Origin of the sequence: Pseudomonas sp. B20, assembly GCF_020515755.1 — a bacterium.
Taxonomy (GTDB): Bacteria; Pseudomonadota; Gammaproteobacteria; order Pseudomonadales; family Pseudomonadaceae; genus Aquipseudomonas; species Aquipseudomonas syringae.
The window spans coordinates 137,927-156,009 of record NZ_JAHPJG010000014.1 but is presented as its reverse complement, the minus strand read 5'-3'; the positions used below and the strand labels follow the sequence as shown (position 1 = coordinate 156,009).

Here is an 18,083-nt window from a genome sequence, read left to right as displayed (position 1 = left end):
GATCTGGACTTTGACCGGATCTTAAAAAACAAACCCCGCCAAGGCGGGGTTCGAGGTGGGTCGCGAGTGACCGGTTGTGGCTGTTGATCAGCCTGTTTCCGGCTGCTGCCCTGAGGCGCAAATCGCATATCGTGGGACCTTTTTACCCCCCTCCGGAAAGCCTGGGAAGGGGCAGTTTCGGGGTGGGTCGAGTTTGACCGGAGTTCAGCACGAGTTCGGCCACAGCTGTGCAATCGACCCGGATAAACGGCGTGAAACCGTGCCTTCATTCACCCTTGTGCAGCCTTGTCGACGACGGCGTTGCTGCTTCTGGAAGCGCTGCGCTCGGCGAGAATCGCCAGCACTTGCTGGTGAAGCTTGTTGATCCAGTTGCGATAGGTGCGGTCTGCGCCCTCATTAATGCCCACCAGGCGCATCTGCTCGCGCACCGGCAACGATTCGACATAACGCAATGTTGCCAGCTGGGCCAGTTCGGGCCCGCGGCTCCTTGCCGGGCTGCGCGACAGCTGCGCAATGGCCGCCTCCACTTCGCTGCTTATATAGTCCAGACCGCTGCCATTGCCCACCAGCACGCGCGAGCCGGGTGTGCGACGCGGAATGTACGCGCCCCATTCCATGATCCCGGCCATCGGGCTGCTCAGTCCGCCGCCCAGGCCAATGCGCATGCGCTGTTCACCCCAATGCTGCATCACGGCTTCTATTTTCTCGATCATCGTGTCTCTCCTGTAGGACCTTTCCGAAACGCTGCGCAGCGTCTTTCGCTGCACAGGACCAAGGCCTTACAATACATTTTGTATTTTTATGACACAACGAAGCATTACATTATGTATATTGCTCAACACCCTACAGCCTGTATGATTCGACGCATGAACAGAAAATGGTATGAAGTCGCAAGACAGGTCATGGACACCCAGGAAATCAGCCAGGAAGAGATGGCTGAGCGGATGGGCGTAACGCCCGGCGCGGTAGGGCATTGGCTGAATGGCAAGCGTGAGCCGAAGATCGAGGTCATCAATCGATTTCTGACCGAGCTCGGCCTGCCGATTCTCACCACCTCCATCCCGACCAGCGAACCCGGCATGCACAACGTGGAGCACACGGTGCAGCCTTCGCGTTTCTATCGCTACCCGGTCATCAGCTGGGTAGAGGCCGGTGGCTGGAGTGAAGCCGTCGAGCCCTACCCTGCCGGCTATTCGGACACCTTCGAGATCAGCGACTATAAAGCCAAGGGCAGAGCCTTCTGGCTGGTGGTCCGTGGCGATTCGATGACCGCCCCCGCAGGCCAGAGCATTCCCGAAGGCATGTTGATTCTGGTCGACACCGGAATCGAGCCCACTGCCGGCAAGCTGGTCATCGCCAAGCTGCCGGAAAGCAACGAGGCCACGTTCAAAAAGCTTGTCGAAGACGCCGGACGCTACTTTCTCAAGCCGCTGAACCCCGCCTACCCGACCCTTGCGGTGACCGAGGAGTGCAAGCTGATCGGTGTCATCAGGCAGATGACCATGCGTCTCTGACTCCCGGCACGCACTGCCCAAGCCCCGATAATCGGGGCTTTTTCATGTCACCTGTTTCAACCCTGGCATGTGTCTGTGTAGGAAACATTTGTAGCTTGCGTGAGAAACAGCCCTCAATTACTGTATGCACATACAGTAAAAAGGAGTTCACTCATGCTCAAGCAGTTCCCCGACACCTCGCAACATGACGCTTACCTGGCCTTGGCACAGCGCATTCAGGACGCTATCACCAGTGACAAGGCGCAGATCGAGCATCAGGTCCTGCTGATCAGGGAGCCTGGCGAGTCGGTGGCTCACTGGGAGCGCATCATGGATCAGATCAGCGAGGCCGAAGGCATCAGCGTGACTCGCAACCCTGAAAACGGCACTGCTCGCGTGTCCTGGTACATCGATTCCCTGTGAGACGATCAATACAAATCGTATTTAAAATACAAACTGTATTGTCATAGCGCACTACATATCGTATTGTTTGTCTGCACCCCATCTCGGGAGTACTCACATGCAAACCACAGGGAGTCATGGAATGAACGAAATACTGGATCAACTTCGCAAAGAATTCGCCACGCCGTGCCCTTCACTGAGCGCCGTCCGAGAGCGTTATTTTTCGCACCTGTCGAACGACAGGAATCTGCTGCGCAAGATCAACGCAGGACGCATCGACTTGAAGGTCAGCCGCACAGGCGGCAGTCGTCAGGGTCACCCCTTCGTGTACCTGCATGACCTGGCCAACTACCTGAGCGCCATCGTGACCAACAGGGCAGCCTGAGGTCAAAAAAGCACCGTCGCAGCGCGATAATGTTCATCGAACTTTGCAGCCATGAAAAATCTTGCTACGTTTCCGGTACAAAACAAAAACAATCGGGATCCGTTCATGACCAAGACATCGAGGCGCTGGCCCTTCGCGGCCTGCCTGTTATCGCTTGCCTGCGGCACCGCTGCTGCCGCGCCCTATTCGACCATGGTGGTGTTCGGTGACAGTCTGGCCGATGCCGGGCAGTTTCCCGACACCGCCGGGCCCAGGGGTTCCACGCTCAGGTTCACCAATCGTGTCGGCCCCACTTATCAGGACGGCAGCGGTGAAGCGTTCAACCTGAACTCGTCGACACTGATCGGCAGGATGCTCGGTGTGCCAGCAGGAGATCTGGCGGCCTCGACGTCGCCGGTCAATGCTGCGCTGGGCGCACCCGATGGCAATAACTGGGCTGTCGGCGGCTATCGGACTGACCAGATTCTTGATTCGATCAATTCCCAATCCACCGTCGTCGATCCGAACACCGGCACATTGCTACGCAGCCGGACCGGTTACCTGCCCGCCAACAGTTTTCGCGCCGACCCCAACGCTCTTTATTACCTGACCGGAGGCGGCAACGACTTCCTGCAGGGTCGTGTATTGAGTGCCAGAAGCGCCGCGCAAGCTGCCAATCAACTGGCTGACAGCGCGCAAGCTCTGCAACAGGCCGGTGCGCGCTACATCATGGTCTGGTTGCTGCCGGACATCGGTAAAACGCCAGCCTTGAGCGGTTCGCCGCTGGCCTCGGCAACTTCCGCACTCAGTGCGGGCTTCAATCAGCAACTGGTCAGCCGACTGGCGCAGATCAATGCCCAGATCATTCCGCTGAATGTTCCGTTGCTGATCAATGAAATCCTCGCTCAACCGGCACGCTTCGGGTTCGATCCCAACGAGAATCTGGTCAGTACCTGTTTCAGCGGCGACAGCTGCCGGGAAAGCACCACCAACGGCAGGTCCAGTGCGACGCCGAATCCGAGCCGGCTGTTCTTCAATGATCGCGTGCACCCGACCGAGGCCGGACAGAGGTTGCTGGCCGACTACGCGTACTCGCTGCTTTCGGCACCCTGGGAAATCTCTCTGCTGCCGGAAATGGCCAATGGCACGCTGCGTATGCATCAGGATGAAATTCGCGCCCAGTGGCTCAGCGACTGGGGCAACTGGCAAGGTGTCGGGCAGTGGCAGAGCATGCTTTCCGCAGGCGGTCAGAAAATGGACTTCGACGCGCAGGACAGCTCGGCTGATGCTGACGGAAGAGGCTATAACCTGACCATCGGCGGCAGCTATCGGTTTGCCGAATACTGGCGTACAGGGGTTGTTGCCGGTGCGTACCGCCAGAGTCTTGAGGCAGGGCCACGGGACTCGGACTACACACTCAACAGCTACATCGCCACTGCGTTCCTGCAGTATCAGGCCAACCACTGGTGGGGTGATCTGTCGGTGTCGGGCGGCAAGCTGGATTACGAAAATGCCGAGCGCAAGTTCGCGCTGGGCGTCAGCGAAGGTCAGGAAAAAGGTAATACCGACGGCGAAATGTGGGCTGTCAGCGGGCGAGTCGGCTTCGACATCGCAGGCCCGACCAGCCGCTGGCATCTGTCGCCTTTCGTCAGCGCCGATTACGCGCACATCGATGTCGACGGCTACTCGGAAAAGGGCGACCGTTCAACGGCGCTGACCTTCAGTGACCAGACGCGCAAATCGCGGCGTGCAGGCGTGGGTGTGCAGGGCAAATTCCAGGTGACACCGAGCACGCAGGTATGGGGCGAAGTGGCCCATGAAAGGGAGTTCGAGACCGATCAGCAGGACGTGACCATGGCGCTCAACAGTGTCCAGTCAGTCGGTTTCACGCTAGAAGGCTACACACCGCAACGCGACCTGAACCGGGCCACGCTGGGCGTCAGCCAGAAGCTGACTCAGGACCTGACACTGCGCGGCAACTACAACTGGCGCAAGAACGACGACGTGACCCAGCAAGGGGTGAATGTCGCGTTGAGTCTGAGTTTCTAGACTGCCCGCTGGACAGCCTCACTATCGTGCGACGCTCCGCGTCGCATGCCGTTCTGGACGCTCCGCGTGCTATCCTGAGAACTGCGGCGCGGCGCAAATCTGTGACGCGGAGCGTCACCCACGGCATTCCCACGCTGGAGCGTGAGGAACGATAGCTCTCCAACTACCGTTCATTACCAGAGCAGCAAGCCTGACTATCGTGCGGCGCTCCGCGTCGCATGCCGTTCTGGACACTCCGCGTCCTGTCCTGAGAGCTGCGGCGCGGCGTAAATCTGTGACGCGGAGCGTCACCCACGGCATTCCCACGCTGGAGCGTGAGGAACGATAATCTCAAGTATCGTGCGATGCTCTGCGTCCGCTTTGAGACGCAGGGCAGCAAGCCTCTCAGTCCTCGGCAGTTTGCGAGGCCAGGGCTACGGCGCGGAACATGGCGCGGCGTTTGTTCAGGGTTTCTTCCCATTCCAGCACTGGCACGGAGTCGGCGACAATGCCGCCACCGGCCTGCACATGCAGTTCACCGTCCTTGATCACCGCAGTGCGGATCGCAATCGCGGTGTCCATGTTGCCGTTCCAGGCCATGTACCCCACCGCGCCGCCGTAGACGCCACGTTTAACGGGTTCCAGTTCGTCGATGATTTCCATGGCGCGGATCTTCGGCGCCCCGGACAAAGTGCCCGCCGGCAGAATCGCGCGCAGCGCGTCCATCGCCGTCAGCCCGCTTTTCAACTGGCCTGTAACGTTGGACACAATGTGCATCACGTTGGAATAACGCTCGATGACCATTTTCTCGGTCAGTTTGACCGTGCCAATCTCGGATACCCGACCGGTATCGTTGCGGCCAAGGTCGATGAGCATCAGGTGTTCGGCGATTTCCTTGTGATCGGAGAGCAGGTCTTCTTCCAGCGCGCGATCCGCCTCTTCGGTGGCACCACGAGGACGAGTACCGGCGATCGGACGCACAGTAATCAGATTGTCCTCGACCCGCACCAGCACTTCCGGCGAACTGCCGACGACATGGAAGTCGCCGAAGTTGAAGAAATACATGTAAGGCGTCGGGTTGAAGCAACGCAGCGCCCGATACAGATCGATGGGCGCGGCGCTGAAATCGATGGACATGCGCTGCGACGGGACCACCTGCATCACGTCGCCGGCCAGGATGTACTGCTTGATCGTATCGACCGCCGCCTCGTAATCGTCCTGGGTAAAGCTGGAACGAAACACCGGGTCGGCCGCCGGCGGCCGGTCTAGATCGAGGCCACGGCGCGGCGTGATCGGCTGACGCAGCTTGTGCATCAGGTCATCGAGCTGCGCCACGCCACTTGCGTAGGCGTCCTGTTGCGCTGGATCGATCAGCACGATGGCGTGCATCTTGCCCGCCAGGTTGTCGAACACCACGACCGCGTCAGACACCATCAACAGGATATCCGGCACGCCTAGCGGGTCAGGGTTCGGGCAGTTGGCCAGACGCTTCTCGACATAGCGCACACAGTCATAGCCAAAGTAGCCCACCAGCCCGCCGTTGAAGCGTGGCAGCCCGGCGATGGTCGGCACGTTGTAGCGCGCCTTGAAGGTCTCGACGAAGTCCAGCGGGTCTTCGACATCCAGGCTTTCGATCTCGACACCATCATGGGTCACGCTGACGTGATGGCCATGCACGCGCATCACGGTACGGCATGGCAGGCCGATGATCGAATAACGCCCCCACTTCTCGCCGCCCTGAACCGACTCCAGCAAGTAGGAGTTAGGCTGATCGGCAAGCTTGAGGTAGATCGACAGCGGAGTGTCGAAGTCGGCCAGGGTTTCGCGGGCAAGCGGGATGCGGTTGTAGCCTTCAGCGGCCAAACGCAGGAATTCTTCACGGTTCATGAGCAACCTCGTGGTTTGAGGACAAAACGGTCAGGTAGGCAAACGTGCCGGCAGGCCGGCCAGAATCAGGTCAGGCGCGCCAACGCCAGCGGGCCAGGGCCTTGATGACTTTCATCCAGAGTTTGCGAGTGACCACCACGATGGATTCTCTTGAGGAGGGACGTTTGATGTCGGGCAACAGTATCTCAGCGTCCATGTCCAGGCAACCGGGAATCAGTCTGCGCAGATCATCAATCACCATCGCCGGGTTTTCCTCGGCAATCGGCCGCCCATGGTTGTAGCCATAGCTCAGCGCGACACAGGCCACACCGGCAGCCTTGGCCGCCTGCACGTCAGTACGCGAGTCGCCGACGAACAGCGATTGCGAGGCTGGCGCACCGGCCATTTTCATCACGAAAAACAGTGCGGCAGGATCGGGCTTTTTCTGCGGCATGGTGTCACCGCCGATGATCCAGCGAAAAAAACGTCCCAGCTTCATCTCGTCCAGCAGCGGCGCGACGAAGCGCTCCGGCTTGTTGGTGATGAGGGCCATTTCGACACCCATTTTCTGCAGCCACTTGAGGGTTTCACGCACGCCGGGATAGACCACGGTGAACTCATGCTTTTGCGCATAAGCGCGCATGAAGATTTCCAGGCCCTGCTCGGCCAGGGCGTCATCGACTCCACTGTGGTCGAGGTTGTTGGCCAGCGCACGGCGTACCAGCACCGGCGCACCGTTACCCACCCAGGACCGCACCGATTCCAGCCCGGCGATCGGACGCCCCAGCTCGGCGAGCATGGTGTCCACCGCCACGGCCAGATCGGGCACCGAGTCCACTAAGGTGCCGTCCAGATCGAACATGATCAGCTTGGGAAGTTTGCCTGCAAACAGCTGCTCGAAACCGCTCATGCGCGGGATGACGCCAGTTCTGTACGCATCTTTTCGATCACTTCGCGGTAGTCCGGCGCATTGAAAATGGCTGAACCGGCGACGAAGGTATCAGCACCTGCCGCTGCAATTTCGCGGATATTGTTGACGTTCACGCCGCCGTCGATTTCCAGGCGGATGTCGCGTCCGGAAGCATCGATCAGGGCGCGCGCTTCACGCAGCTTGTTGAGCGTGCCGGGGATGAACTTCTGCCCGCCAAAACCTGGGTTGACGCTCATGAGCAGGATCATGTCGACCTTGTCCATGACGTATTCGAGCAGGTTCAAGGGCGTAGCCGGGTTGAACACCAGGCCCGCCTTGCAGCCACCCTCGCGGATCAGCTGCAGCGAACGGTCGATGTGCTGGGTCGCTTCCGGGTGAAAGGTGATGTAGGTGGCACCGGCCTCGATGAAGTCGCCGATGATGCGATCCACAGGGCTGACCATCAGGTGCACGTCAATCGGTGCAGTGACGCCATATTTGCGCAGGGCGCTGCATACCATCGGACCAATGGTCAGGTTCGGGACGTAGTGATTGTCCATGACATCGAAGTGGACAAAGTCGGCGCCGCTGGACAGCACGTTGTCGACTTCCTCACCCAGACGGGCGAAGTCAGCGGAAAGAATCGATGGGGCAATAACGAAGGGCTGCATGACGCACCTGTTTGAGCAGAATCACGGTGCGCGGATTGTACGCCAAGCTTCGCCCGGAGCGGTAAGCTTCGAGCCTCAAGCTGCAAGCTGCAAGCTGCAAGCTGCAAGCTGCAAGCTGCAAGCTGCAAGCCGCAAGCCGCAAGCCTCAAGCCTCAAGCCTCAAGCCTCAAGCCTCAAGCCTCAAGCCTCAAGCTTCAAGCTTCAAGCCTCAAGCTGCAAGCTGCAAGCTGCAAGCTGCAAGCTTCAAGCTTCAAGCATTTTGATTTGCTTCTGCTTTTAGCTTTTAGCTTTTAGCTTTTAGCTTTTAGCTTTTAGCTTTTAGCTTTTAGCTTTTAGCTTTTAGCTTTTAGCTTGTAGCTTGCAGCTTGCAGCTTGCAGCTTGCAGTCACTGCGCCGTTCTGAGTTTTTCACTGCGCCCGCGCAACCATTCGAGCACCAGTAGCAAGACCACCGAAAAGCCGATCAGCAGGGTCGCAGCGGCGGCGATGGTCGGGCTGAGGTTTTCGCGAATGCCGCTGAACATCTGACGAGGCAGGGTCGCCTGTTCCGGTCCGGCGAGGAACAGCGTGACCACCACTTCGTCGAACGAGGTCGCAAAGGCGAACAGCGCGCCGGAAATCACCCCCGGCGCAATCAATGGCAGGGTCACGCGCCGGAACGCGGTCAGTGGCGATGCACCGAGGCTGGCAGCCGCACGCACCAGGTTGTGATTGAAGCCCTGCAAGGTCGCCGACACGGTGATGATCACGAACGGCACACCCAGCACCGCATGAACCAGAATCAGCGAGGTGTAGCTGTTGCCCAGCCCCAGTGGCGCGAAGAACAGGTAGCTGGCGACACCGACGATCACCACCGGCACCACCATCGGCGAAATCACCAGGGCCATGACCAACGCCTTGCCGGGGAAGTTGCCGCGGGTCAGGCCGATCGCTGCCAGCGTGCCGAAGCCCATCGCCAGCAGGGTCGCGGCCGGGGCGACGATCATGCTGTTCTTCAGCGCGCGCATCCACTCGGCGGAGTTGAAGAAGTCCTGATACCACTGCAACGAGAAGCCCTGCAGCGGATAGACCAGAAAGCTGCCGGAGTTGAATGACAGCGGCACGATGACCAGTACCGGCAGCACGAGAAACAGCAGCACCAGGGTGCAGATGATGCGCAAGGCGTAATACCAGAGGCGCTCGATCGGCGATGTGTAAGGGTTCAACATGGTCACGCTCCTCAGCTCAGACGCAGGCGGCTGGCGCCGACCAGCCAGCTATAAATCAGGTACAGCACGATGGTCGCCAACAACAGCAGCCCGCCGAGCGCGGTGGCCATGCCCCAGTTGATGCTGGTGTTGGTGTAGAACGCGACGAAATAGCTGACCATCTGATCGTTCGGGCTGCCCAGCAACGCCGGGGTGATGTAGTAGCCGATCGACAGAATGAACACCAGCAGACAGCCGGCCCCGATCCCGGCATAGGTCTGCGGGAAGTACACGCGCCAGAAGCTCGCAAACGGGTGGCAACCCAGCGAAATCGCAGCGCGCATGTAGGTCGGGGAAATGTTCTTCATCACGCTGTAGATCGGCAGGATCATGAACGGCAGCATGATGTGCACCATCGAGATGTACACGCCGACGCGGTTGAAGACCAGTTCCAGCGGCTTGTCGATGATGCCCATCGCCAGCAACGCACTGTTGATCAGCCCGCTGGACTGCAACAACACGATCCAGGCAGCCACGCGCACCAGAATCGAGGTCCAGAACGGCAGCAGCACCAGAATCATCAGCAGGTTGCTCTGCCGCGCAGGCAGGCTGGCCAGCAGGTAGGCCAGCGGATAAGCCAGCACCAGACAGATCGCGGTAATCACCAGGCCCATCCAGAACGTGCGGGCGAAGATGTCCAGATAGATCGCCTGGTCCGGGGTCGCCGGGGCGATTTCGCCGAGGTCGTCGATGCGATGGTCGACCGCCGCCAGCAGGTAATACGGGGTGATGCTGCTGGTATTGCGGCGCACCGCCTGCCAGTAGGCCGGGTCGCCCCAACGCTCGTCCAGCGCTTCGAGCGCTTCTTTATAAGAGGCAGGCTCGGTCTTGAACGGCAGCGCGCGTGCGGTCTTGCTCAGCAGGCTGCGGTATCCGGCCAGTTCGATGTTCAGACGCTTGGACAGATCGCCCAGCGTGGAATTCTTGCGCGTTTCGGCCAGGTCCAGGCTCATTGCCTTGTAGACCGACTCGGGCGGCAGCCCTTTACCATCCCACTTTTGCACTTCGACCACGGTGGTCGGCAGCGCAGTCACGACTTCCGGGTTGCCGACGCTCTTGTACAGCAGCGCAGCGATGGGCACCAGAAACACCAACAGCAGGAAAATCACCAGCGGAGCGATCAATGCCTGAGCCTTCCAGCGGTTGACCCGCTCGGCGCGAGCGAGACGTTGCTTCAAGTTGGGGCTGGCGCCTTCAGTCAAGGGCACGGCGATGGCCATAGCGAACTCCGGAATCTTTCAACGAGGGGGCGCTCCCCGCTTCAGGGAGCGCCCGGTTCTGACTCAACGCAAACGGATTACTTGGCAGCCCAGGCAGTGAAACGCTGCTCGAGGGATTCGCCGTTGTCGGTCCAGAACGCCACGTCCATCTGCACCTGATCCTTGATGTTCTCAGGCGTGGTCGGCATGTTCTGCAGGGTTTCCTTGTCCAGCAGCTTGACCGCCTGGGTGTTGGCCGGGCCGTAGGCGATGTTCTGCGAGTAGGTCTTCTGCTGCTCGGGGCTCAGCATGTAGGCGATGAACTTCTTCGCGGCATCGGCGTTTTTCGAGCCCTTCGGGATGGCCCAGGCGTCGAAGTCATACACGCCACCAGTCCACACGACCTTGAGGTTGCTTTCCTTCTGCACGGCGGCGATCCGGCCGTTATAGGCCGAGCTCATCACCACGTCACCGGAAGCCAGGTACTGTGGCGGCTGTGCGCCGGCTTCCCACCACTGAATGTTCGGCTTGAGCTCATCCAGCTTTTTGAACGCGCGGTCCTGGCCGTCTTTGCTGGCCAATACCTTGTAGACGTCTTTCGGCGCAACACCGTCGGCCATCAGAGCGAATTCCAGGGTGTACTTGGCGCCTTTGCGCAGGCCGCGCTTGCCCGGGAATTTCTTGGTGTCCCAGAAATCGGCCCAGCCGCTGGGTGCAGTGCTGACCTTGTCAGCGTTGTACGCCAGCACGGTGGACCAGACGAAGAAGCCCGCGCCGCAGGTGGTGATGGCGCCAGGCACGAAGTCAGCGGCATTGCCCAACTGTTTCGGGTCCAGCTCTTCGAACATATCTTCGTCGCAACCACGCGCCAGTTCCGGCGATTCGACTTCTACCAGGTCCCAGGAAACGCTCTTGGTGTCGACCATGGTTTTGACCTTGGCCATTTCCCCGTTGTACTCACCGGCGATGATCTTGCCGTTGCCAGCCTTTTCCCAAGGCGCGTAGAAGGCTTTTTCCTGAGCGGCCTTGTTGGCACCACCAAAGGAGATGACGGTCAGGTCGGTGGCTGCCATGGCCTGCGCCGCGCACATCATGCCCAACGTGATGGCGGTGAACTTCAAAGATTTCAACATGTGTTCTTTTCTCCACGAGCAGTGTTGGTAAGCGATTGGGATGGGCGATCAGGTCGCATCTGTTATTGCTTTTGTCGGTAGATCAATGCACTTGCTGCAAGGGGTCGAGCGCACGGACGTGCTCGACTTGCCAGCCGATGGGCACCACGTCGCCCACGCTCAGGCCGGGGTCCAGTTCGGCAATCGGCTGTTTGACGAAGAAGTCGTTCTTGCCGGCCACTTCCAGACGCACGCGAACGTGGTCGCCCAGATAGATGAACTCGGCCACACGACCGGAAAAACGGTTGGCGCAGCTCTCGCTGCGGCCATTGAGGTTGATGCGCTCGGGACGGATCGACAGGGTCACCGGGCCGCCAGGCTGGCCGACGTTGATCGCCAGCGCGTGGACTTTCTCGCCGCGCTCCAGCTCGACCACACAGCGGTCGCCGTCCTGACTGACCAGACGTCCATTGAGGCGGTTGTTCTCGCCGATGAAGTTGGCGACGAAGGTGTTCTTTGGCTCTTCGTACAGGCTGCGGGGCGGTGCGATCTGCTGAATCTCGCCCTGATGGAAGACGGCAACCCGGTCCGACATGGTCAGCGCTTCGCCCTGGTCGTGGGTCACATAGACCACGGTTACGCCCAGGCGCTGGTGCAGGTGCTTGATCTCCATCTGCATGTGTTCGCGCAACTGCTTGTCGAGCGCGCCGAGCGGCTCATCCATCAGCACCAGTTGCGGTTCGAAGACCAGCGCACGCGCCAGCGCCACGCGCTGCTGCTGGCCACCGGACAGCTGCGCCGGGTAGCGATGCGCAAAGGTGTCGAGCTGGACCATGCCCAAGGCCTTTTTGACCTTCTCGCCGACGTCGGTCTTGCTCATGCCACGCACCGACAACGGGAACGCCAGGTTCTCGGCCACGGTCATGTGCGGAAACAAGGCGTAGTTCTGGAACACCATGCCGATGTCGCGTTTGTGCGGCGGCACGTTGTTGATGGCGCGGCCACCGAGGAGGATTTCACCAGCCGTCGGGGTCTCGAAACCGGCCAGCATCATCAGGCTGGTGGTCTTGCCAGAGCCGGAAGGACCGAGCAGGGTCAGGAACTCGCCCTTGCGAATGTCCAGGTTGAGGTCTTTGACGATCAGTGCTTCGCCGTCGTAGCTCTTCTGCACACCACGAAAGCTGACCAGAACATCATTTGCTCCAGCGCTTGTATCGACGTCGCTCATTACCCACACCTTTGTTTTGTCTGCGTGGGCTCAAGCCTAGAGCAGCCCGAAGCCCCCGCAAATCGGGGGCCGGGAGAGAATCGCCTAGGCCGGCTGGAAGGCCAGGGGTAGGGATTGCCCTACAGAGATGGCGCGATTGGATATGTCGGTTCCTCCCCTTCTCGATGCGCGGCATCGCAAGAGGACGCAGAGCGTCCAGAACGGCATACCCACGCGGAGCATGGGCACGATAGTGTTCTCACGGACGCCTATCGTTCCGCACGGAGCATGGACACAACGGCGTTCTCAAGGACGCCTATCGTGTCGGGTGTCGTTTTCAGACTCAGAGCAGCTTGTGCTCCATCGCGTACTTGACGAGATCGGCCAGCGAGTTGAGTTTCATTTTTTGCATCAGCCGCGCCTTGTGGGTGCTGATGGTCTTGCTGCTCAAGGCCAGTTGCTGAGCGATGTCGTTGACGTTGGCGCCCTGGGCGAGGCGCTCGAATACCGAAAACTCGCGCTCCGACAGCAGTGAGTGCAGGGGCCGGCTGTCGGTGAGGCCGACTTCGAAGACCATGCGGTCGGCCAGATCCGGATCGATATAACGCCCGCCGGCCGCCACCCGGCGAATGGCCGTGAGCAGCAGCGCCGGGTCGCTGTCCTTGGTGGCATAACCTGCCGCGCCGACCTTCAATGCACGCGCGGCCATCTGCGCCTCATTGTGCATCGACAGCACCAGAATGGCCGGCGGGTTGGTCAATGCGAGAATCCTCGGTATCGCCTCAAGGCCGTTGACGCCGGGCATGGAGATATCCAGCAGCACCACTTCGCAGGCCACATGACGCAGGGTTTCGAGCAACTGTTCGCCGTTGCTGGCCTCGCCCACCACCTGCAGATCCCTGGCCAGACCAATCAATTGCTTGATCCCTTCACGCACGATGGTGTGGTCTTCGGCTACCAAAACACGAATCACTGTCTTCGCTCCTGTGCGAGGGTGTCCAGCGGGATATAGGCGCGCAAGGTTGTGCCCTCACCCACCTCGCTGTCCAGCTCAAGTCGGCCGCCGAGCATCAGCACCCGCTCGCGCATCCCGACCAGACCGAACGAAACCGCCCTGCCCGACTCGATGACAAAGCCCTGCCCGTCATCGGCGATGCTCATGCACATCATGCCGTCCTGCAGCGTCAGGCTGATCTCTACCGTGTGGGCCCGGGCATGGCGCATCACGTTGGTCAGCGCCTCCTGAAGGATCCGGAACATGCCTGTAGCCCTGGCATCGCTGAGCGCCGGGAGATTGTCCGGCACCTGCACCAGACACGGGATCTGCGTGCGCGCCTCGAAACGACGTGCCTGCCATTCGATGGCTGAAGCGATACCGGCGTCGAGAATCGGTGGCCGCAAGGCCGTAGCAACATCGCGCACCAGTTGAAACAACTGAGCGATCAGACGCTTCATGCTGTCCAGCCGCTCGCTCAGGCCAGGGTCGAGGTCGGCATAGGCCAGCTCGCACATCGACGTCTCGAGCTTCAATACCGTCAGCATCTGACCCAGCTCGTCGTGAACCTCGCGGGCAATATGTGCCTTCTCCTCTTCACGCACGCTTTCCAGATGCGCTGACAAGTCACGTAACTGCTCATGCGCGCGGCGTCGTTCGCTGACGTCAGTGAGGAACACCACCAGGTATTCGGCATCGCGAAAGCGCAGGAAGCTCAACGAGACATCGACAGGCAGCAGGCTGCCATCGGCGCGCAGACAATGGGTCTCGAACACTTGCGGGCTGTCTTCGCTGGAGCGCGCGTTCTTCCACAGGTTGAGCCAGCGATCCATATGCAGACCGGGCTCGAAATCGATCAGCGGGCGCTCGACCACCTGCCCCGGCGCATAGCCCAGCATGGACTCCGCCGCCCGATTGGCGTAACGCACCCGGCTGTCCCAGTTGACCCAGAGGATGCCGACGGTGCTTTGATCAATGGAAAACTGCGCCAGACGCAGCGCCTCCTCCTCTTCGACACGGCGGGCGAGTTCTTCACGCGCAGCCAGCAGCTCCTGCTCCAGCGCCTGCTGCTGGCGACGCTGCCAGATCACGATGGCGAAACACGCCAGCAACATCACCAGCAGCAGAATGCACAGGTTCTTCCAGAGTTTGGTCGACTCGATGAAATGGGACGGGGTCAGCGGCATCCAGCGCGCATGCAGCTGCTCCAGCTCCTTGGCAGGGATCGCCCGCAAGGCTTCGCTGACGATGGCGGCCAGCTCCGGCATGTCGCGACGCGAAGCCACCCGCAACAATTGTGGCAGCCCGATATCCCCCACCACCGCCAGCCCGGCGAACTCCGGCTCGCGCAGCAAACGACTGAGTTGCGCTTCGTCCACCACGGCATAACGTGCCTGCTGACTGAGCAACAGCTGCAAGGCCTGGCGCTCCAGCGGTACCCCTTGCAGGTTGAGGTGCGCAAAGTTGCTGCGCAGGTAGTCGGCCGTGGTGCTGGGCATGCGTACCGCGACGCGGGAAAGACTGTCGAGTTTCTCCAGGTCCACGGCAGTGCTGCCATCACGTTCGCCGATCAACAGCTGCGAAACACGCAGATACGGATCGGAAAACAACCACAGACGCAGGCCTGCGGGGGTTTGCATCAAGCCGGGCGCGACGTCGATTTCACCCTTGGCCAGCGCGTTCTCCAGCGCGCTCTGGTCAGGAAAATTCCGCCACAGCAAGTCGACCGGCAGCGTCGCCGCCAGCGCATTCATCAGGTCGACGTTGGCGCCGGACAACTGCTGCAAGCGTTGATCGAACTGCGCGTAAGGCGCGCGCAATACCAGCCCTACGCGCAACGGGCCATGCTGGTCGAGCCAGTTACGCTGCGCTGAACTCAACTGCGCAACGGCAGGTGTTTCAGGTTCGTCAGCCTGCGTATTCGCCATCTGAGCCATCAAGAGCAAGGCCAGGCAGCCGATAAAACCGGTGCGCAGAAGACGAATCATCAGTATGTCGCTCTCGTGTGTGCGTATCACGGCCTTGTGCCGCGCAGGCTCAGGCCTGACAAAAGCCGATCAACCCATTAGGCTGCCGGGATAGTTTCTGGCTTGGAATATCCGATGTCCTACACCTTTCGCGCAACGTTTCCTGCATTGTTTCTGTCATTGATACTGCCTTGCGCCTTGCCTGCCCTCGCAGCGGACCCGACCCCTGACCCGGCCAAGGACGCTGCTGCAGAAGCGCCCGTCGAAAGAGCCCCGCTGCTCAGCCGTTCACAGGAAGACGCAATAGCGCTGGAACGTCAATTGCCGCGCGAAGATCAGCAGCAACTTCAGGCCGGAGACGATAGCTTTCTCGCGCTCTGGAAACCCGCCAACACTGAGGCTCCTGAAGGCGCGGTCATCATTGTGCCCGGCGAAGCCGAGTCACCGGACTGGCCTGACGCTGTCGGCCCGCTGCGGCGCAAGTTTCCGGATGTGGGCTGGTCGAGCCTGAGCATCACCATGCCGGACCCGCTCGACAACACGCCGGGGGCACGCGAGCCCGATGTTGCTCCGGCAGATGCAAACGCCGCCAAAGCCACTGAGGCACCGAAGGAAAAACCCAAAGACGCCACGGAGACAGCAAAAGACCCGGCCGCAGAAGCCGAGGCCCTGGCTGCGGCTGAAACAGCCAAGGCTGCTGCCGACGAAGAACTCAACAAGGCTCAGGCCGAGCGCATCTTCGCGCGGATCGAAGCCGCGATCAGCTTTGCGCAGCAGAACAAGGCACGCAGTATCGTGTTGATCGGCCACAGCAGCGGCGCGTACTGGGCGGCCAGGTTCCTCAATGAACGGACATCGCCTGTGGTGCAGAAACTGGTGATGCTGACGGCGCGTGAACCTCTGAATACCAAGCCTTCGCTTCTGGACATGGTGCCTCAGCTGAAAGTAAAAGCCGTCGATTTCATCTACAAAAACGCGCCTGACGAGGCTGCAAAGGCCCGCCTGCAGGCCAGCAAACGCACCAAGGGGCCGGGCTTTACCCAAATCGGCCTGATCAACATCGCCGGCAGCGGAGATACCGAACAAGAGCAGCTATTCCGCCGCGTTCGCGGCTGGATAGACGCCAAAGAGGAAAAATAAGCGCCAGACGCACCAGCAGGTTCAGTTGAACCCGCGTCGGGCTTTCACCACGCGATAGGCATTGTGCAACTCGCTGGTCTTCTCGGTCGCCACCCGCACTTGCTGTGGATTGGCGCCCGAGCCGGCAATCTTGTCAGGGTGATGCCGACTGAGCAGGCGCCGGTAGGCACGCTTGATGCTCAAAGGATCGGTGTCCGACCTTATTCCCAGCAACGTCATCGCACTTTTGTAGTCGTCGCCGCTGCTGATCGGCGAGCGCTTCATGGGGTCGTGGTCAGCCGCCAGCGCCTCGACCTGCGGCCCTGTCCAGCCAAGCCACATGCCCCATACCCCGATCAGCTCGCGTTCGACCCGAGAAGTTTTGCCGTCCGCCCAGGCCATCCGCCAGCAGGCGCGCAACATATCCTCGGCAATGTCCGACTGCCCTTGCAGGCCACGCAGGTAACTGCGCAGGCCATCGGTGCCGTCGCGGCCGCGCTTGAAGGCGTTGATGGCGCGCAACTGATCCGTCTCGTTCAGGTTCAAACGGCGCATCTCGATACGTGCCTGATGGATATGGCTGGCCAGAACCCGTCCGTTACTTTTGGCCAGACGGCCCAGCAACACAAACAGCAGATCGTCCTTGTGGATCGTTGCACGTCCGCCCAGACGCTCACGCAGATGCGCCCAACTCTGCAGTTTCAGGCGCCGGTCCAGCGCCTGGCCCAACAGAGCACCGAGCATTGCGCCTGGAATACTGGCAATTGCGTAACCGACTCCAGCGCCGATCACTGTGCCGGGCCAAAGCATTCAGCGAGTCTCCGCAAGCATCTGCTCGACTTCAGCCAGGCGCTCGTGGGTGCCGACATCGACCCAGCGCCCTCGGTAGTGCTCGCCCGTGACCAGCCCCTTATGCATCGCCTCGCGCAACAGCGGCGCGAGCTTGAACGCGCCGGGCTCGCAATTGGCAAACAACTGTGGATGGAGGATGGCGATACCGCTGTAGGTCAGGCGCTGCCCCGCCGAATCGTCGTCGCGCACCTGAGCGTCGACCAGCGAGAAGTCGCCCGTCGGGTGATGCGCGGGGTTATCGACCAATACCAGGTGCGCAAGGCCCGTAAGCGGCACGCGCAATGTGCTGAAGTCGTAATCGGTCCAGATATCCCCGTTGATCACCACGAAGGGCTCAAGGCCAAGCAGCGGCAATGCCCGCTGAATGCCACCGCCAGTTTCAAGCGGCATGCCCTCTGGGGAGTAACGAATGCTCAGGTCGAAACGCTGACCGTCGCCCAGGTAATCCTCGATCTGCTGACCCAGCCACGCATGGTTGATGACCAACTGGTGAAACCCTGCATCGCGCAAGGCGTTCAGGTGGTATTCGATCAACGGTACATCCCCGACACGCACCAGCGGTTTGGGCGTGTGCAGGGTCAACGGGCGCATTCGCTCGCCTTTACCGGCGGCGAGAATCATCGCTTTCATGCAGTCCTCTTCGACACAATCAA

The 18,083-nt window shown here is 60.5% G+C and carries 18 protein-coding genes; 6 read left to right on the top strand and 12 right to left on the bottom strand.

Annotated features, from left to right (window positions below; all coding sequences use genetic code 11):
• Positions 1-269: 269 nt before the first annotated feature.
• Complete coding sequence (locus tag LIX91_RS15400; protein ID WP_226488726.1) at positions 270-713, bottom strand: hypothetical protein; 444 nt, start codon at positions 711-713, stop codon at positions 270-272.
• A 189-nt stretch (positions 714-902) separates the two neighbouring features.
• Between LIX91_RS15400 and LIX91_RS15395 the strand changes: the two genes are divergently transcribed.
• From LIX91_RS15395 to estP, 4 genes are all read left to right on the top strand, one after another.
• The gene (locus tag LIX91_RS15395) at positions 903-1,514 is read left to right on the top strand and encodes a LexA family protein (RefSeq protein WP_046237378.1); all 612 of its coding nucleotides are present in this window, start codon (positions 903-905) and stop codon (positions 1,512-1,514) included.
• A 153-nt stretch (positions 1,515-1,667) separates the two neighbouring features.
• Complete coding sequence (locus LIX91_RS15390) at positions 1,668-1,916, top strand: DUF1654 domain-containing protein (RefSeq protein WP_002551908.1); 249 nt, start codon at positions 1,668-1,670, stop codon at positions 1,914-1,916.
• 121 nt (positions 1,917-2,037) lie between these two features.
• The gene (locus tag LIX91_RS15385; protein ID WP_003316268.1) at positions 2,038-2,280 is read left to right on the top strand and encodes a pyocin activator PrtN family protein; all 243 of its coding nucleotides are present in this window, start codon (positions 2,038-2,040) and stop codon (positions 2,278-2,280) included.
• 105 nt (positions 2,281-2,385) lie between these two features.
• Positions 2,386-4,308 carry an esterase EstP gene (gene estP, locus LIX91_RS15380; RefSeq protein ID WP_226488725.1) on the top strand — a complete coding sequence of 641 codons (1,923 nt, stop codon included), beginning with the start codon at positions 2,386-2,388 and terminating at the stop codon, positions 4,306-4,308.
• Positions 4,309-4,692: 384 nt separating this feature from the next.
• On the opposite strand, the gene trpE is transcribed toward estP, so the two are convergent.
• From trpE to rpe, 3 genes are all read right to left on the bottom strand, one after another.
• On the bottom strand, positions 4,693-6,174 hold the full coding sequence (gene trpE, locus LIX91_RS15375; RefSeq protein ID WP_003341130.1) for an anthranilate synthase component I: 1,482 nt from the start codon (positions 6,172-6,174) through the stop codon (positions 4,693-4,695).
• Between the two features lie 70 nt (positions 6,175-6,244).
• Positions 6,245-7,063 (bottom strand): phosphoglycolate phosphatase, encoded by an 819-nt coding sequence (locus LIX91_RS15370; RefSeq protein ID WP_003419729.1) that lies wholly within the window; start codon positions 7,061-7,063, stop codon positions 6,245-6,247.
• Entirely contained in the window at positions 7,060-7,734 is a 675-nt protein-coding gene (gene rpe, locus LIX91_RS15365; RefSeq protein ID WP_003304938.1) for a ribulose-phosphate 3-epimerase, read from the bottom strand. Before rpe ends, LIX91_RS15370 begins: the two co-directional genes overlap by 4 nt.
• Here rpe and LIX91_RS15360 point away from each other — a divergent pair.
• The gene (locus tag LIX91_RS15360) at positions 7,733-8,014 is read left to right on the top strand and encodes a hypothetical protein (protein ID WP_226488724.1); all 282 of its coding nucleotides are present in this window, start codon (positions 7,733-7,735) and stop codon (positions 8,012-8,014) included. The two genes, rpe and LIX91_RS15360, sit on opposite strands and share 2 nt — an antisense overlap.
• A gap of 105 nt (positions 8,015-8,119) precedes the next feature.
• On the opposite strand, the gene LIX91_RS15355 is transcribed toward LIX91_RS15360, so the two are convergent.
• The 6 genes from LIX91_RS15355 to LIX91_RS15330 form a co-directional block, all read right to left on the bottom strand.
• Positions 8,120-8,941 (bottom strand): ABC transporter permease, encoded by an 822-nt coding sequence (locus LIX91_RS15355; RefSeq protein WP_003394916.1) that lies wholly within the window; start codon positions 8,939-8,941, stop codon positions 8,120-8,122.
• Between the two features lie 11 nt (positions 8,942-8,952).
• On the bottom strand, positions 8,953-10,200 hold the full coding sequence (locus tag LIX91_RS15350; RefSeq protein WP_003419732.1) for an ABC transporter permease: 1,248 nt from the start codon (positions 10,198-10,200) through the stop codon (positions 8,953-8,955).
• Between the two features lie 77 nt (positions 10,201-10,277).
• Complete coding sequence (locus LIX91_RS15345) at positions 10,278-11,312, bottom strand: polyamine ABC transporter substrate-binding protein (protein ID WP_003394920.1); 1,035 nt, start codon at positions 11,310-11,312, stop codon at positions 10,278-10,280.
• 82 nt (positions 11,313-11,394) lie between these two features.
• The gene (locus tag LIX91_RS15340; RefSeq protein ID WP_003411754.1) at positions 11,395-12,519 is read right to left on the bottom strand and encodes an ABC transporter ATP-binding protein; all 1,125 of its coding nucleotides are present in this window, start codon (positions 12,517-12,519) and stop codon (positions 11,395-11,397) included.
• Positions 12,520-12,841: 322 nt separating this feature from the next.
• The gene (locus LIX91_RS15335; protein WP_003341145.1) at positions 12,842-13,471 is read right to left on the bottom strand and encodes a response regulator transcription factor; all 630 of its coding nucleotides are present in this window, start codon (positions 13,469-13,471) and stop codon (positions 12,842-12,844) included.
• Positions 13,468-15,480, bottom strand: coding sequence for a transporter substrate-binding domain-containing protein (locus LIX91_RS15330; RefSeq protein ID WP_046271697.1), 2,013 nt, complete (start codon positions 15,478-15,480; stop codon positions 13,468-13,470). Before LIX91_RS15330 ends, LIX91_RS15335 begins: the two co-directional genes overlap by 4 nt.
• A gap of 114 nt (positions 15,481-15,594) precedes the next feature.
• Between LIX91_RS15330 and LIX91_RS15325 the strand changes: the two genes are divergently transcribed.
• Positions 15,595-16,599 (top strand): alpha/beta hydrolase family protein, encoded by a 1,005-nt coding sequence (locus LIX91_RS15325; protein WP_100073612.1) that lies wholly within the window; start codon positions 15,595-15,597, stop codon positions 16,597-16,599.
• A 21-nt stretch (positions 16,600-16,620) separates the two neighbouring features.
• Here LIX91_RS15325 and LIX91_RS15320 read toward each other — a convergent pair whose 3' ends face one another.
• Together LIX91_RS15320 and murU are read right to left on the bottom strand one after the other, a co-directional pair.
• Entirely contained in the window at positions 16,621-17,388 is a 768-nt protein-coding gene (locus LIX91_RS15320) for a DnaJ domain-containing protein (protein ID WP_103696497.1), read from the bottom strand.
• A complete protein-coding gene (gene murU / locus LIX91_RS15315) occupies positions 17,389-18,060 on the bottom strand; it encodes an N-acetylmuramate alpha-1-phosphate uridylyltransferase MurU (protein WP_181017125.1) in 672 nt (223 codons plus the stop codon).
• Between the last annotated feature and the right edge of the window lie 23 nt (positions 18,061-18,083).